The following is a 13,949-nucleotide window of genomic DNA, read 5'->3' on the forward strand; positions in this document are numbered from 1 at the left end:
CAGCTGGTATGCTGGCAACATGAAGACGCCTTTCAACCTGCGATGGATACTGGCCGGGCTGGTCTGGTGGCCGGCACTGGCCCTCGGGCAGGGTCTGCCAGAGCCTGTCACCGACGCGGATTACCGGCCTGTCGATCTGGACGAGGCCAAGCTGGGGCAGCTGCTTTTCTATGACCCGATCCTGTCGGGCAACCGGACGGTGGCCTGCGCCACCTGCCATCATCCCGATTTCGCCACCGGCGACGGGGTTTCGCTGTCCTTCGGTGACGGGGGGGCGGGGCTGGGCCCGGATCGGGTGGCGGATGCCGACAACATGCCGGAGGAGCGTATCCCGCGCAACGCGCCGGCGCTGTTCAATCTCGGGGCGCATGAATTCACCGTGCTGTTCCACGATGGCAGGCTCGAGGTCGACCCCGACCGCCCGGGCGGCCTGCGCACGCCGATGGATGCGGACATGATCGTCGGTTTCGCCTCGGCCTTGTCGGCGCAGACGATGTTCCCGGTCCTCAGCCGCGACGAGATGGCCGGTTCGCACCGGGAAAACGACGTGGCGCGCGCGGTACGGCAGGGGGTGATCACGGGGACGGGCGGGGCCTGGGACCTGATCGCGCGCCGGGTGGCGGCGGTGCCGGAATACGCCACGCGTTTCTCGGCGATCTATCCGCATGTCGCGGGGCCGGAGGACATCGCCTTCACCGACATTTCCAACGCCATCGCGGCATTCATGGAGCACGAGTGGCGGTCCGACAGCGCGCCTTTCGATGCCGTGCTGCGCGGGGAGGCCGAGCTGGACGGGCCGCAGCAGGCGGGGCTGGATCTGTTCTACGGCGCAGCGCGCTGTTCGACCTGTCACCTCGGTCCCTTCCTGACCGATCACGGGTTTCACGCCATGGGCGCGCCCCAGATCGGGCCCGGCAAATCGGCCAGCTTCGAGGACCACGACCGGGACGAAGGACGGTTCAGGGTCACCGGGGATCCCGCCGATCTTTATGCCTTCCGCACGCCTTCCCTGCGCAATGTCGCGCTGACGGCCCCCTACGGACATGCGGGCGCCCACCGCGACCTGGCCGCGTTCGTCGCGGCTCATGCGGACCCCGTGGCGGGGATAAAGGCCTATACCACTGACCAGGCGGTCTTGCCGGTCTTCGAGGCCGAGGATTTTGTCGTGATGCGGGATCCTGAACAGGTCGCCGCGATCCTGGGGGCGGTCAGGGCCCCGGCGGTCAAGCTGTCGCCCGGCGAAGTGGCCGAGATCGTCGCCTTTCTTGAGACACTCACCGATCCGGTTGCGGTCAAGGGACGCCTTGGCGTTCCCGAAACGGTGCCCAGCGGGCTGCCGGTGCCGCGCTAGGGCTTCTCGACGAGGTGAACTGTACCCGCGGCAAGGCTGTGCCGTGACTGGCTGCCGTCGGGCCATGTCACCGTGACCGCGGCGCTCTCGGCGCGGCCCAGTCCGAAGTGGCGCGGCAGCAACTGGCCGCCCGCATGTCCGCCGCCGATGACATGTTGCACCGATTGCCGACCCGCGTCCGAGCCGTCCAGCGCGATCACCGCGCCGATGGCATCGCGGTTGCCGCCTTTCTGACGCAGGCGCAGGCCGATCCAGTTGCCGGTGCGCGGTGTCACGTTCCGGTAGATTTCCAGCGGGGCGCGTCGGTTCAGCACCACGAGATCCTGCCGCCCGTCACCATCGAAATCCGCCAGCGCAGCCCCGCGCGACCTTTCGGTGGTGGCCACACCCGCCTCAACGGCGCGCTCCACGAAAGTGCCGTCGGCCTGCTGCATCAGAAGGTTGTTCGGATCGCGGGTGGCGAGGCCCGGCATCTGGTCCACGTTGCCCTTGGCGATGAAGAGATCCGCCCTGCCGTCGTTGTCGATGTCCCCGAACTCGGCGTGCCACCCGGTCGAGGGCCGGCCGTCGTCTCCGATGTGGGGCCGCTGGGCATAGGTGCCGATGGCATAGGGCGCGGCGGCGTAGCTGCCGTCCTCCTGCGCGATCTGCAACAACTGGTCGCCCATCGAGGTCAGCATGACCTCGTCCGCACCGTCGCCCGTCAGGTCGCGCGAGGCGATACCCATGCCCCAGAGCGAGACGTTCTGCCAGCCATCATCCGGCCCGAGAAAACGGCGCTCGTCGATGTCCCACATCTGTTCGTGACCGCCTGTCACGTAGTAGTGCCGGTCATTGGACAATCGCAGGGTGAGGCGGTTGCGCGCGTCCCGCGCGGCCAGCATCGACAGGGGGCAGAAGCCCGGCACGAGGCGTTCGCCGCGGTAGCCTTCCGTCGTCGGCCGCAGGATCGCGTTCTCGTCGCAGGCCTCGAACGGCCCGTCGGGGTCGCTGCGGTCGACGTAGTTGCCGATGGCCAGGGTAGGGCGGGCGTCATTACCCTGCCACCAGGCGGTGAAGGCAGTGCTCCACCTGTCGCTCGCGGGAAGGCCCCACGCGGCGGTGGCATCGGTGAAGCTGCAGTCGGGCCCGCCGCGCAAGGCCATGTTGGCACCCGCGCGCAACACGAAGAGATCGGTGATGCCATCGGCATCCATGTCGATCGGGTAGGCCCCGGTCACCCCGGTGATCGGCGGCAGCGGTGCGGGGTCGAAGCGGAACGCGCCACGGTTGCGGATCAGCGCGGCGGGAGAGGTGCCCCCGGCGGCGAAGATATCGGGCAGGCTGTCGCCGTCACAGTCGAAGACGGCGACGCCCCCGCCGACGAAGTGTTCCCAACCGCCGGTGTAGGCATGATCGGGCAAGGCTGCGGAATGGTCTTCGAACAGCGGATCGGCCTGCGCCGCCGCGGCGAGCAGGCCGGTGGCAAGGACGGCAGCTTTCATGCGGCTTCCCCCTCGCCGCCGATGAGGCTGTCGGTCAGGGCCGACAGCGCCAGCGCCGTGGCACCGCGCGCCCAGACCAGATCGCCCCAGGCGTGGATCGCCACCTCGCAAGGGGCGCGGCCCTCCGACAGGGTGAGTTCCTGCATTTCGGTCATCACCTCCGAGGCGTACAGGTAGTCGTACTGCATCCGCTCGCCCGACAGGATGATGAGTTCCGGATCGAACAATTGCACCACGTTCGACAGCCCCACGGACAGGTAGCGGCCCGCGCGCTCGAAGATGGTGCGTGCGGCGCGATTGCCGGACTTGGCGCGCTGGAACAGGGTTTCCAGCAGCATCTGGCTGCTTTGCGGTGTGTCGGGAGACTGGCCGAGGGCGGTGGCGGCTTCCCGGGCGAGGGCATAATCCGCGAGGTAGGCTTCGAGGCAACCGCGCTGGCCGCAGCGGCAGAGCGCCCCGTCGAGCTGCACCTTGGTGTGGCCCAGTTCCAGACCCATGCCGCGCGCCCCGCGGTAGAGCCGGTTGTTCAGCACCAGCCCCATGCCGACGCCGTTCTCGATGGTGACGACGGCGAAATCGCTTTTCTGGCGGCCCTCACCGAACCACAGTTCGGCCAGGGTCAGCATGTTGGCGTCGTTGTCGATGTAGACCGGCATGTCGAACCGCGCCACGAAGGCGTGGCGCAGGTTCTGGTCGCGGTCGGCCAGCAGCGCCGACCAGGCGATCGTCCCGGTGTCGTATTCGATGATCCCGGGCATCCCGATGCCCACTGCGCGTATGTCGGCACCAGCCTTGCCGCTCTCCGTGAGCACCCGGTCGATGAGTGCGCCGATCTCGTCCAGCAGTTGCGGCATGGTGCGGGTGGTGTGCTGTGTCGGGAGGGCGGCATCGGCCAGCATGGTCCCGGCAAAGTCCGTCAGGACGGCGGTGTGCCGGTTGTAGGACAGCTTGATCCCGATGACATAGGCCGCTTCCGGCACGACCTGAAGCGCGACAGGGGGGCGTCCGCGCCCCGTTTCGCGGGCCGCGCCCGACACCTCGCGCAAGAGACCCGCCGCGATCAGGTCCGCCGTGAGAGTGGTGGTGGATCCTGCGCTGATATCCAGCGCGCGGGTGATGTCGGCCCTTGCGGCGGAGCCGCTTGCGCGTACATAATCGAAGACCTGAAGGCGCAGCGGCACATGCGTTGCCCGCCCCTTGGTCAACTGTGGGCCGCACCCGGTAAGCGGGGTGTTCGCGAGTTCGGCGCTATGACCATCCATAAGTTCAGTCTCTAAACATAAAGCATCCGAAAATCGGCTTCATCGGGCAATTCTGGCCGAGACTACGGCGTTTTGGAAGAGAAATCTGCAATTGACGGCGCAATCTGCTTATTATTATTTTGACAGCTAAAATAAATTGAGCGACGTTACCATCAGGGTCACGCGACTCGCCTCCTGCGCGACAGGGGGAATCATAAGGGAGGAACAGATGTTCAAGAAAATGCTCGCGGCTGGCATTGCGGTCGCAGGATTCACCTCATACGCATGGGCGGAAAGCCACAGCATGACTGTCGGCGTCAGCTGGTCGAACTTTCAGGAAGAGCGCTGGAAGACCGACGAGGCGGCGATCAAGGAAGCGCTGGAGGCGGCAGGGGCGACCTATGTCTCCGCCGACGCACAGTCGTCCTCGGCCAAGCAGCTCTCCGACGTCGAAAGCCTGATCGCGCAGGGCGTCGATGCGCTCATCATCCTCGCGCAGGACAGCGCGGCCATCGGCCCCGCCGTGGATGCAGCTGCCGCCGAGGGTATTCCGGTTGTCGGTTACGACCGGTTGATCGAGGACAGTCGCGCCTTCTACCTGACCTTCGACAACGTCGAAGTGGGCCGGATGCAGGCCCGCGCGGTGCTGGAGGCGCAGCCGGAAGGCAATTACGTGATGATCAAGGGGTCGCCCACCGATCCGAACGCGGATTTCCTGCGGGGCGGCCAGCAGGAAGTGCTGCAGGAGGCGATTGACGCGGGCAAGATCACCATCGTCGACGAGGCCTACACCGACGGCTGGCTGCCCGCCAACGCGCAGCGCAACATGGAGCAGATCCTGACCGCGAACGACAACAACGTGGACGCGGTCGTCGCCTCCAACGACGGCACAGCCGGTGGTGTTGTCGCGGCGCTGACGGCGCAGGGGATGGAAGGCATTCCGGTCTCCGGCCAGGACGGCGACCACGCTGCCCTGAACCGCGTCGCCAAGGGCACCCAGACCGTGTCCGTCTGGAAGGACGCGCGCGAGCTGGGCAAGGCCGCGGGCGAAATCGCCGTCGAACTGGCCGGCGGAACCGAGATGTCGGCCATCGAGGGCGCGCAGGAGTGGACATCGCCGGGCGGCACCACGCTGACGGCCAAGTTCCTCGCACCCGTGCCGGTGACCGCCGACAACCTGACCGTGGTGACCGACGCCGGATGGATCACGCAGGAGGCGCTCTGCCAGGGCGTGACGGACGGCCCGGCACCCTGCAACTGACGCAGCATCCGGGGGGCGGCATCGGCCGCCCCCCAGACCCGCCGCTGCCCGCCCGCCGCGCGGGTTGACGCACACTCCCACATTCCGCGAGGCGTCGTGCCGTCCTTCGGGGGCCGCCCGCCCATGCGAGGGACAGAGACATGACCGACACCACGACAGATACCCGGCCCAGCCAGAAGGCGCCGAAGCGCAGTTTCCTCAATCAGCTCGAAATCGACACCCGGCTGCTGGGCATGATCGGGGCCTTCGTGCTGGTCGCGCTGGTCTTCAACGTCCTGACGGACGGCCGCTTCCTCACACCGCGCAACATCTTCAACCTGACGATCCAGACCGCATCGGTCGCGATCATGGCGACCGGCATGGTCTTTGTCATCGTGACCCGTCACATCGACCTTTCGGTCGGTGCGGTGCTGGCGGCCTGTTCGGCCCTAATGGCGATGCTTCAGGTGCGCTGGCTGCCGGGCCTCGGCCTTGAAATCGGGCACTGGGCAATCCCGTGGATCGCGATTGCCGGCGGCATCGCGCTCGGGGCAGCGATCGGGGCGTTCAACGGCTGGATGGTGGGCTATCTCGCCATACCCGCGTTCATCGTGACGCTGGGCGGTTTCCTCGTCTGGCGCAACGTGGGCTGGTACATGACCGCGGGTCAGACCATCGGCCCGCTGGACGAGACATTCATGATCTTCGGCGGGATCAACGGCACCTTGGGCGGCCCGCTGAGTTGGGCCATCGGTATCGTGGCGATCCTCGCCTCGGTGGCGCTGATCTTCAACGCGCGCCGGGTCAAGGTGGCGCATGATTTCCCGGTCAAGCCGCTTTGGGCCGAGATCGCGCTTGCGGTGGTCGCCGCCCTCGCCATCGCCGGGTTCATCGCGATCCTGACCGCCTACGAGGTGCCCGAGCGCGTGGTCGCGCGCGAGCCGGCCAAGTACGGCTGCGCCGAGGCCGAAGGCTGCAACGCGGTCTACGGTCTGCCGATCTCGGTCCTGCTGCTGCTGGCCATCGCCATCGTGATGACGGTGATCGCCCGCCGGACCCGGCTGGGTCGCTATATCTTCGCCACCGGCGGCAACCCCGACGCGGCAGAACTGTCGGGCATCAACACGCGGTTGCTGACGGTCAAGATCTTCGCCCTGATCGGCGCGCTTTGCGCGATCTCGGCCATTGTCGCCTCGGCGCGCCTCGCGAACCATTCCAACGATCTGGGCACGCTGGACGAACTGCGCGTCATCGCGGCGGCGGTCATCGGCGGCACCGCCCTGTCTGGCGGCATCGGCACGATCTACGGCGCCATCCTCGGTGCGCTCATCATGCAGTCGCTGCAATCGGGCATGGCCATGGTGGGGGTCGACGCGCCGCTGCAGAATATCGTGGTGGGCGCGGTGCTGGTGTTTGCCGTGTTCATCGACATCGTCTACCGCAGGAAGATGGGAGCGACATGATGACGACACCCCTGGTCGAAATGAAAAACGTCTCAATCGCCTTCGGCGGTGTTCAGGCCGTCGACGACGTCAGCATCACGCTGCACGCCGGCGAGGTCGTGGGATTGCTCGGTCACAACGGCGCCGGTAAATCGACGCTCATCAAGATGCTGTCCGGCGCCTACCGGATGGACTCGGGCGAGATCTGGATCAACGGGGAACGCGCCTCCATCGCCTCGCCGCGGGACGCGCGGAACTACAATATCGAGACGATCTACCAGACGCTCGCGCTGGCCGACAACCTCGACGCGGCCAGCAACCTGTTCCTCGGGCGCGAGCTGACCACGCCGCTGGGCTTCGTCGACGACGACCGGATGGAGGCGGAAACCCGCAAGATCATGGCGCGGCTCAACCCCAACTTCCGCAAGCTGAAGGAGCCTGTTTCGGCCCTGTCGGGCGGGCAGCGGCAGTCGGTGGCGATTGCCCGCGCCGTCTATTTCAACGCGAAGATCCTGATCATGGACGAACCCACGGCGGCGCTGGGGGTGCACGAGACCGCGATGGTGGCGGAACTGATCCAGGAACTGAAGAAGCAGGGGCTCGGCATCTTTCTCATCAGCCACGACACGCGCGAGATGATGGAGCTTTGCGACCGGGTGGCCGTGATGAAGAACGGCCAGATGGTCGGTACCGAACGGGTCGAGGACGTGACCGAGGATGACATCCTGTCGATGATCATCCTGGGCAAGAACCCGCGCGAGGCGGCCTGATGTATATCGGACTGGACCTCGGGACATCGTCGCTCAAGGCGATACTGATCGACGACGCGCAGCAGGTGCTGGCCGAACACGCGGTACCGCTGACCGTCCAGCGGCCCGCCGACGGCTGGTCCGAACAGGATCCGCAAAGCTGGTGCGACGCGGCGGTCAAGGCGCTGGGGGCGCTGGCGGCGGCGCAGGACTGCTCGGGCGTGACGGGCATCGGCCTGTCGGGGCACATGCACGGGGCCACGCTGATCGGCAAGGACGACGCACCGCTCCGGCCCTGCATGCTGTGGAACGACACCCGAAGCCACGCGCAGGCCGCGGCGATGGACGCCAAGGCCCGGTTCCGCGACATCACCGGAAACATCGTGTTCCCCGGCTTCACCGCGCCCAAGGTCGAATGGGTGCGGGAGAACGAACCGGAGATATTCGGCAGGATCGCAAAGGTGCTGCTGCCCAAGGACTACCTTCGGCTGTTCCTGACGGGGGAGCATGTTTCGGAAATGTCGGACGCCGCAGGCACCGCCTGGCTGAATACGGGTGCGCGCGACTGGTCGGACGAGCTGCTGGCCGATTGCAACCTGACCCGTGACCAGATGCCGTCGCTGGTCGAAGGCTCCGCCCCTTCGGGGCGCCTGCGCGCCGATCTCGCGACGCTGCTTGGCCTGCCGCGGGCCGTGGTCGCCGGCGGGGCGGGGGACAACGCCGCGGCGGCGATCGGCGCGGGAGTGGTCGAGGACGGCACGGCCTTTCTGTCGCTCGGGACGTCGGGGGTGCTCTTTGCCGCCACGAACGGCTATCGCCCGGATCCGGAGACGGCGGTGCACAGCTTCTGCCACGCGGTGCCGCGGACCTGGCATCAAATGGGCGTGATCCTCGCCGCCACGGACGCGCTGGAGTGGCTTGCGCGGCTCACGGGCCAGACGGCGGCCGACCTCACCCGCGACCTCGGCGCCGTCGAAGCGCCCGGCCGCACCCTGTTCCTTCCCTATCTCGGCGGCGAACGGACCCCGCACAATGACGCCGCGATCCGTGGCCAGTTCCTGCACCTCGACCACGCAACCGACGCCCGCGCCGCGGCGCGCGCGGTCCTGCAGGGCGTGAGCTATGCCTTCGCGGACTGCAACCGCGCGTTGGCCGCGACCGGTACCCGGATCGAAAGCGCGCTGGCAACGGGGGGCGGCGCGCGTTCGGAACACTGGTTGTCGATGCTGGCCAGCACGCTCGGCTTTCCGCTGGAAGTGCCGCAGGCGGGCGATTTCGGTGCGGCACTGGGGGCTGCGCGACTGGGCCAGATGGCCGCGACCGGTGCGGGGATCGAGATCGCCGGGAAACCGCTGATCGCCCGAACGGTCCAGCCCGATGCCGGCCTGCGCGCGGCGCTTGCCGACGGGCACGAACGGTATCGCGCGGCCTATGACCTTCTGCGCGGGATTGCCTGAGCGATGGAACTGACGCCGGACTGGGAATTCGTCGCTGACACCGTGATGGGCGGTGTCTCCACCGGGGAGGCCCGCCGCGAGGTCGTGGCGGGCCGGAACGCGATGCGGCTGACGGGCGACGTGTCGCTGGAGAACGACGGCGGGTTCGTGCAGATGGCGTTCGACCTGCAACCCGGCGGCGGCCCCATCGATGCCAGCGCCTGGACCGGAGTTGCGTTGGATGTGCGGGGCAACGGCGAGGCATACGACCTGCGTCTGCGCACGTCCGACCTGTCGCGGCCCTGGCAGTCCTTCCGGTGCGACTTCATCGCCGGGCCAGATTGGCAGACGCTCACTTTTCCCTTCTCTGAGTTCGAACCGCATCGGACCGAGGCCACCTTTGATCCCGCGCGCCTGCGCCGGATCGGGGTTCTGGGCATTGGTCGGGTCTTTCACGCGGACGTGGCGGTCGCGGCGGTCCGGCTGGTGAGGGCCTGACCGCTATGCGGTGTCCAGCATTTCCCGTGCAATGGCGCAGCCGCTGAGATACGCCGCTTCGACGCGCGGTCCGATGAAGCCATCGCCGCCGAGGTAGAGCGTGTTGTTGTCGGAAGCGAGGAAGGGCCGGCCCAGCGGGGCGGTCACGCGGGCATAGCGCCAGCGGTGGGCGGCGCGGTGGATCACGCGGGCGGGGTCGATCCGCAGCCGGTCGAGGAACAGCGGCAGCATCGCTTCCACGATGTGGTCCTTTTCCAGTTCGAGGTGCCTGCGGCTCCATTCCGGCGAGGCTTGCGCAACCCAGCAGTTCCCTTCCGGGCGCTCGGGCTTGCCGCCGTCCTGCGCGATCCACGCCAGGTCTGCTTCCGGGGCGCGGTGGTGATCGGGCAGATCGGGAAACGGGCGGTCGAGCGCGACCATCAGGGTCAGGCAGGGATCGTAGGTGATCCGGGACGGCGCGGGGACAAGCGGATGATCCTGCCCCAGAAGGGCGATGATCTGCGGCACGGGCGCGGTGCACACGACACGGTCAAAGGCGAGCCGCTGGCCGTCGATCTCGATCTCCGCGCCATGGCCCGTGTCGCGCATGGCGGTGACGGCATGCCCACGGCGGATGTCCAGACCTTCCGCCATGAACTTGGCCAGTCCTGTCATGCCCGGCACCCCGACGTAGCGGGTCTTGCCGTCCTGCGGCCCGCCGCGGGGCCACGTGCCGGCCTGTCCGGCCGCCTGGGCCCGCGCCAGCAATTCGGCGAAGCCATCGTCTTTCGCCGTGACATACTGGGCGCCGTGGTCGAATTGCAGCCCGTCGCCCGCCCGTCTTGTCGCCATGCGCCCGCCCAAGCCGCGCCCCTTGTCGAAGACGGTGACGTCCCGGCCCGCCCGTTGTAGCAGGCGGGCGCAGGATAGCCCTGCCATGCCCGCGCCGATAACCGCTGTCTTCATGTGCTGCCCCTTCCGTTCGGGGGAAGAGCTAGCGCCTGCGGCGGTCCTGCCAAGCGGTGCGTGGGGCAGCCTCAACCCGCCAGCCGGGTTCCCACCATGTCGCGCACGCGATCGGCGGCCTTTTCCTTGACCGGGCCATATCCCCGGATCTCCATCGGAGCGGCAAGCAGGTCGAGCTTGTCCTCCTGCGGCAGGTCGCTTTGGGCGATCCGGTCCAGCACATCCTCGTACCAGCCGATCAGCGCGACCTCCATCCGGCGGTCCGCTCCGTAGGAGAAGACATCGGCCCAGCTGCCCCGCAGGCCCTTCATGTGGGCCAGCACCCCAAAGACGGAACCCATCCATGGCCCGAACGTCTTCTTGAAAGGGCGCCCCCGCGTATCCCTGCCGGTGGGCCACATCGGCGGCGCGAGGTGGTACCTGACCTTGTAGTCGCCCTCGAACTCTTCGGCGATGCGGTCCGCGAACCCGGTCTGGCTGTGCAGGCGGGCGACCTCGTATTCGTCCTTGTACGCCATCAGCTTGAAAAGCGATTTCGCGGCAGCGCGCTGCATGTCATCGCTTGCGCCGGCCTGCGCGAACCGCGCCAGCGTGTCGGCATACCGACGGGCATAGGCGGCATCCTGATACTCCGTCAGAAAGGCCATGCGCCGGTCGATCAGGGCCTGCACGGTCTGATCCGGTTCCGCCGCACGCGGCAGTTCCAGCTTGTCCGGGGCTGCCGCCATGACACGGCCATAGGCAAAGGCATCCTTGTTCCGGTCGGGGGCCACGCCATTCAGCTCGATCGCCTGGAAAAGCGCGGTGAGAGAGACCGGCACAAGCCCTTTCTGCCAAGCGAACCCCAGCATCATGACGTTCGCGAACACCGCGTCGCCCATCAGGCGTTCCGCCGTCGCGTTCGCGTCGAAGGCCGCGATGTTGTCCTTGCCGACCACGTCCGCGATGACCGCCTCGCGGGTGTCGATCGCCAGGTCCGCGTCCCGGTTCAGCACGAGATCGCCGGTCGGCATTTCCGCGCGGTTCAGGACGATGCGGGTGCCCTTGCGATAGTGGGCCGAGGCCTTGGGGGCCGAACTCACCACCATGTCGCAGCCGATCACGGCGTCGGCGCTGCCTTCCTCGATCCGTACCTGGTGCACGTCGCCGGGGCGGTTGGCCACGCGGACGTACCCGAGGACGGTGCCGAACTTCTGCGCAAAGCCGGTGAAATCGAGCACGGAGGCGCCCTTGCCCTCGAGATGCGCGGCCATGGAGATCAGGGCGCCGACGGTCACCACCCCGGTGCCGCCGACGCCGGTGACAAGAAGGTCATAGGGGGCGTCGAGCCTCGGCAGGTCGGGAGCGGGCAGGGCGGTGGCCATTTCGGCCACGTCAAAGCCCGCGCCGGATTTGCGGCGGCGCGTCGCCCCTTCGATGGTCACGAAGGACGGGCAGAACCCGTTCAGGCACGAGTAGTCCTTGTTGCAGGTGCTGAGGTTGATCTGGCGCTTGGTGCCGAACTCGGTCTTCTTCGGCTCCACGCTGAGGCAGTTGGATTCGAGGCTGCAATCTCCGCAGCCCTCGCACACGAGGTCGTTTATCATCACGAACTTCGGCGGGTCTTCGAGCGTGCCGCGCTTGCGCTTGCGGCGTTTTTCGGTCGCGCACATCTGTTCGTAGATCAGCACGGTGACGCCCGGAATGTCGCGCAGCTCCCGCTGGACGGTATCGAGGTCGCGACGGTGATCGAAGCTGGTCCCGCCCGGGAAGTCGGAGCGGATGAACTTCTCGGGCATGTCCGAGACGACCGCGATCCGCTGCACCCCCTCGGCGCGGGCGGACTGGGCGATGGCGCCGACGGAGACCGGGCCGTCCACCGGTTGCCCCCCGGTCATGGCGACGGCGTCGTTGTAGAGCACCTTGTAGGTGATGTTCGCCTTGGCGGCGACGGCCTGACGGATCGCCAGCGACCCGGAGTGGTACCATGTCCCCTCACCGAGGTTCTGGAACACGTGCTTGCCGCCATTGAACATCGAGGTGGCGATCCATGGCACGCCTTCGCCGCCCATCTGGGCGAACCCGGCGGTGTCGCGGTCCATCCACGAGGCCATGACGTGACAGCCGATGCCCGAATTCGCGGAAGAACCTTCGGGAATCTTGGTCGACGTGTTGTGCGGGCACCCGGAGCAGAAGTAGGGCGTGCGCGTGGCCCCCGGCACGTTGAGCAGGGTCGGCGGCGTGTCGGTCAGCGCCTTTGCCTTTTCAGCCAGCCCTTCATCGGGAAAGAACGTGTGCAGGCGGGCCGCGACGATCGGCACCAGCTTGAGCGGCGACAGCTCGCCGGTCCATGGCACGAGTTCGTCGAGATTTTCGTCGTGCTTGCCGACCATGCGCTTGGGCTTGGAGCCGGGCCAGTCGTAGAACGCCTCCTTGAACTGGCTTTCGATAATGCCGCGCTTTTCCTCGATCACCAGAACTTCCCGCTTGGAGCGGACGAAGGCCAGCGCGTCACGGCGGGCCAGCGGCCAGACCATGCCGATCTTGTAGATGTCGATGCCAAGCGCGCGGCAGCGGTCCTCGGTCAACCCGAGAAGGCGGAGCGCTTCCATCAGGTCGAGATGCCCCTTGCCGGTCGTCACGATCCCGAAGGATGCGTCGGGCAGGTCGTAGATGCGCCGGTCGACGGGGTTCGCTTCGACAAAGGCTTCGACGGCGGCAAGCTTGTCGCGAAGCCGTGTCTCGATCAGGGGGGAGGGCAGATCGCCCAGCCGGACATGCAGGCCCCCCTGCGGTGCGGTATAGTCCGGCTGGACGAAGTCGCGGTCCGCGGCGAGATCCACCGAAGCCCCGGATTCGACGGTTTCCGAGATGGCCTTGAACCCCACCCACGTCCCGGTGAAGCGCGACAGGGCAAAGCCGTATTCGCCGAACGCCTGGTATTCGGCGACACTGGCGGGATTGAGCGTCGGCATGAACCACGACATGAAGGCCACGTCGGATTGATGCGGCATGGAAGAAGAGACGCAGCCGTGGTCGTCGCCCGCGACCACCAGCACTCCCCCCTTGGGCGCGGAACCGTAGGCATTGCCGTGTTTCAGCGCATCGCCGGACCGGTCCACACCCGGCCCCTTGCCGTACCACATGGAAAACACCCCCTCCACCTCGGCGTGGGGGTCCAGATGGGCCTGCTGGGCACCCAGCACGGCCGTGGCCGCCAGATCCTCGTTCACGGCGGGAAGGAACTTGATCCGGTCCTTGTCCAGCCGATCCCTGTTGCGCCACATCTCCTGATCCAGCCCGCCAAGCGGAGACCCGCGGTACCCCGACACGAAGCCGGCGGTGTTCAGGCCCGCGGCGCTGTCCCGCCGGGCCTGATCCAGCATGATGCGCACCAGCGCCTGCGTTCCCGTCATGAAGACACGGCCGCGCGGCAGCGCATAGCGGTCATCCAGTTTGTACGTGGAAAAATTCTCATTCTGCTTGGTCATGGCGGCCTCCTGAAAGATCAACCTAGCATGGGATCGGTGGCATTCCGTGTCTATCTTCGCGCCGAAAAGGCTGATATGCGGGTAACCGGTTCG

10 protein-coding genes are annotated in these 13,949 nt (G+C 67.2%); 6 read left to right on the forward strand and 4 right to left on the reverse strand.

The features are described 5' to 3' along the window. Window positions 1-19: 19 nt before the first annotated feature. The gene (locus tag BOO69_RS04715; RefSeq protein ID WP_071973640.1) at window positions 20-1,351 is read left to right on the forward strand and encodes a cytochrome-c peroxidase; all 1,332 of its coding nucleotides are present in this window, start codon (window positions 20-22) and stop codon (window positions 1,349-1,351) included. On the opposite strand, the gene BOO69_RS04720 is transcribed toward BOO69_RS04715, so the two are convergent. Together BOO69_RS04720 and BOO69_RS04725 are read right to left on the reverse strand one after the other, a co-directional pair. Continuing rightward, on the reverse strand, window positions 1,348-2,835 hold the full coding sequence (locus BOO69_RS04720; RefSeq protein ID WP_071970775.1) for a CRTAC1 family protein: 1,488 nt from the start codon (window positions 2,833-2,835) through the stop codon (window positions 1,348-1,350). The two genes, BOO69_RS04715 and BOO69_RS04720, sit on opposite strands and share 4 nt — an antisense overlap. Next, window positions 2,832-4,097 (reverse strand): ROK family protein, encoded by a 1,266-nt coding sequence (locus BOO69_RS04725; RefSeq protein WP_071970776.1) that lies wholly within the window; start codon window positions 4,095-4,097, stop codon window positions 2,832-2,834. The genes BOO69_RS04720 and BOO69_RS04725 overlap by 4 nt, the downstream gene beginning before the upstream one ends. Window positions 4,098-4,305: 208 nt before the next feature. Between BOO69_RS04725 and xylF the strand changes: the two genes are divergently transcribed. The 5 genes from xylF to BOO69_RS04750 all read left to right on the forward strand — a co-directional run bounded on the left by xylF (window position 4,306) and on the right by BOO69_RS04750 (window position 9,441). Beyond that, complete coding sequence (gene xylF, locus BOO69_RS04730; protein ID WP_071970777.1) at window positions 4,306-5,337, forward strand: D-xylose ABC transporter substrate-binding protein; 1,032 nt, start codon at window positions 4,306-4,308, stop codon at window positions 5,335-5,337. 140 nt (window positions 5,338-5,477) lie between these two features. Next, window positions 5,478-6,779, forward strand: coding sequence for a sugar ABC transporter permease (locus tag BOO69_RS04735; protein ID WP_071970778.1), 1,302 nt, complete (start codon window positions 5,478-5,480; stop codon window positions 6,777-6,779). Then, window positions 6,779-7,528 carry an ATP-binding cassette domain-containing protein gene (locus BOO69_RS04740; protein ID WP_071973641.1) on the forward strand — a complete coding sequence of 250 codons (750 nt, stop codon included), beginning with the start codon at window positions 6,779-6,781 and terminating at the stop codon, window positions 7,526-7,528. The genes BOO69_RS04735 and BOO69_RS04740 overlap by 1 nt, the downstream gene beginning before the upstream one ends. After that, window positions 7,528-8,964, forward strand: a complete 1,437-nt coding sequence (gene xylB, locus BOO69_RS04745; RefSeq protein ID WP_156874858.1) for a xylulokinase — start codon at window positions 7,528-7,530, stop codon at window positions 8,962-8,964. The genes BOO69_RS04740 and xylB overlap by 1 nt, the downstream gene beginning before the upstream one ends. A 3-nt stretch (window positions 8,965-8,967) precedes the next feature. Beyond that, a complete protein-coding gene (locus BOO69_RS04750) occupies window positions 8,968-9,441 on the forward strand; it encodes a CIA30 family protein (RefSeq protein ID WP_071970781.1) in 474 nt (157 codons plus the stop codon). Between the two features lie 3 nt (window positions 9,442-9,444). On the opposite strand, the gene BOO69_RS04755 is transcribed toward BOO69_RS04750, so the two are convergent. Next, window positions 9,445-10,386, reverse strand: a complete 942-nt coding sequence (locus BOO69_RS04755) for an NAD(P)/FAD-dependent oxidoreductase (RefSeq protein ID WP_071970783.1) — start codon at window positions 10,384-10,386, stop codon at window positions 9,445-9,447. Window positions 10,387-10,457: 71 nt separating this feature from the next. Continuing rightward, the gene (locus BOO69_RS04760; protein WP_071973642.1) at window positions 10,458-13,856 is read right to left on the reverse strand and encodes an indolepyruvate ferredoxin oxidoreductase family protein; all 3,399 of its coding nucleotides are present in this window, start codon (window positions 13,854-13,856) and stop codon (window positions 10,458-10,460) included. Between the last annotated feature and the right edge of the window lie 93 nt (window positions 13,857-13,949).

Source organism: Sulfitobacter alexandrii (assembly GCF_001886735.1).
Taxonomy (GTDB): domain Bacteria; phylum Pseudomonadota; class Alphaproteobacteria; order Rhodobacterales; family Rhodobacteraceae; genus Sulfitobacter; species Sulfitobacter alexandrii.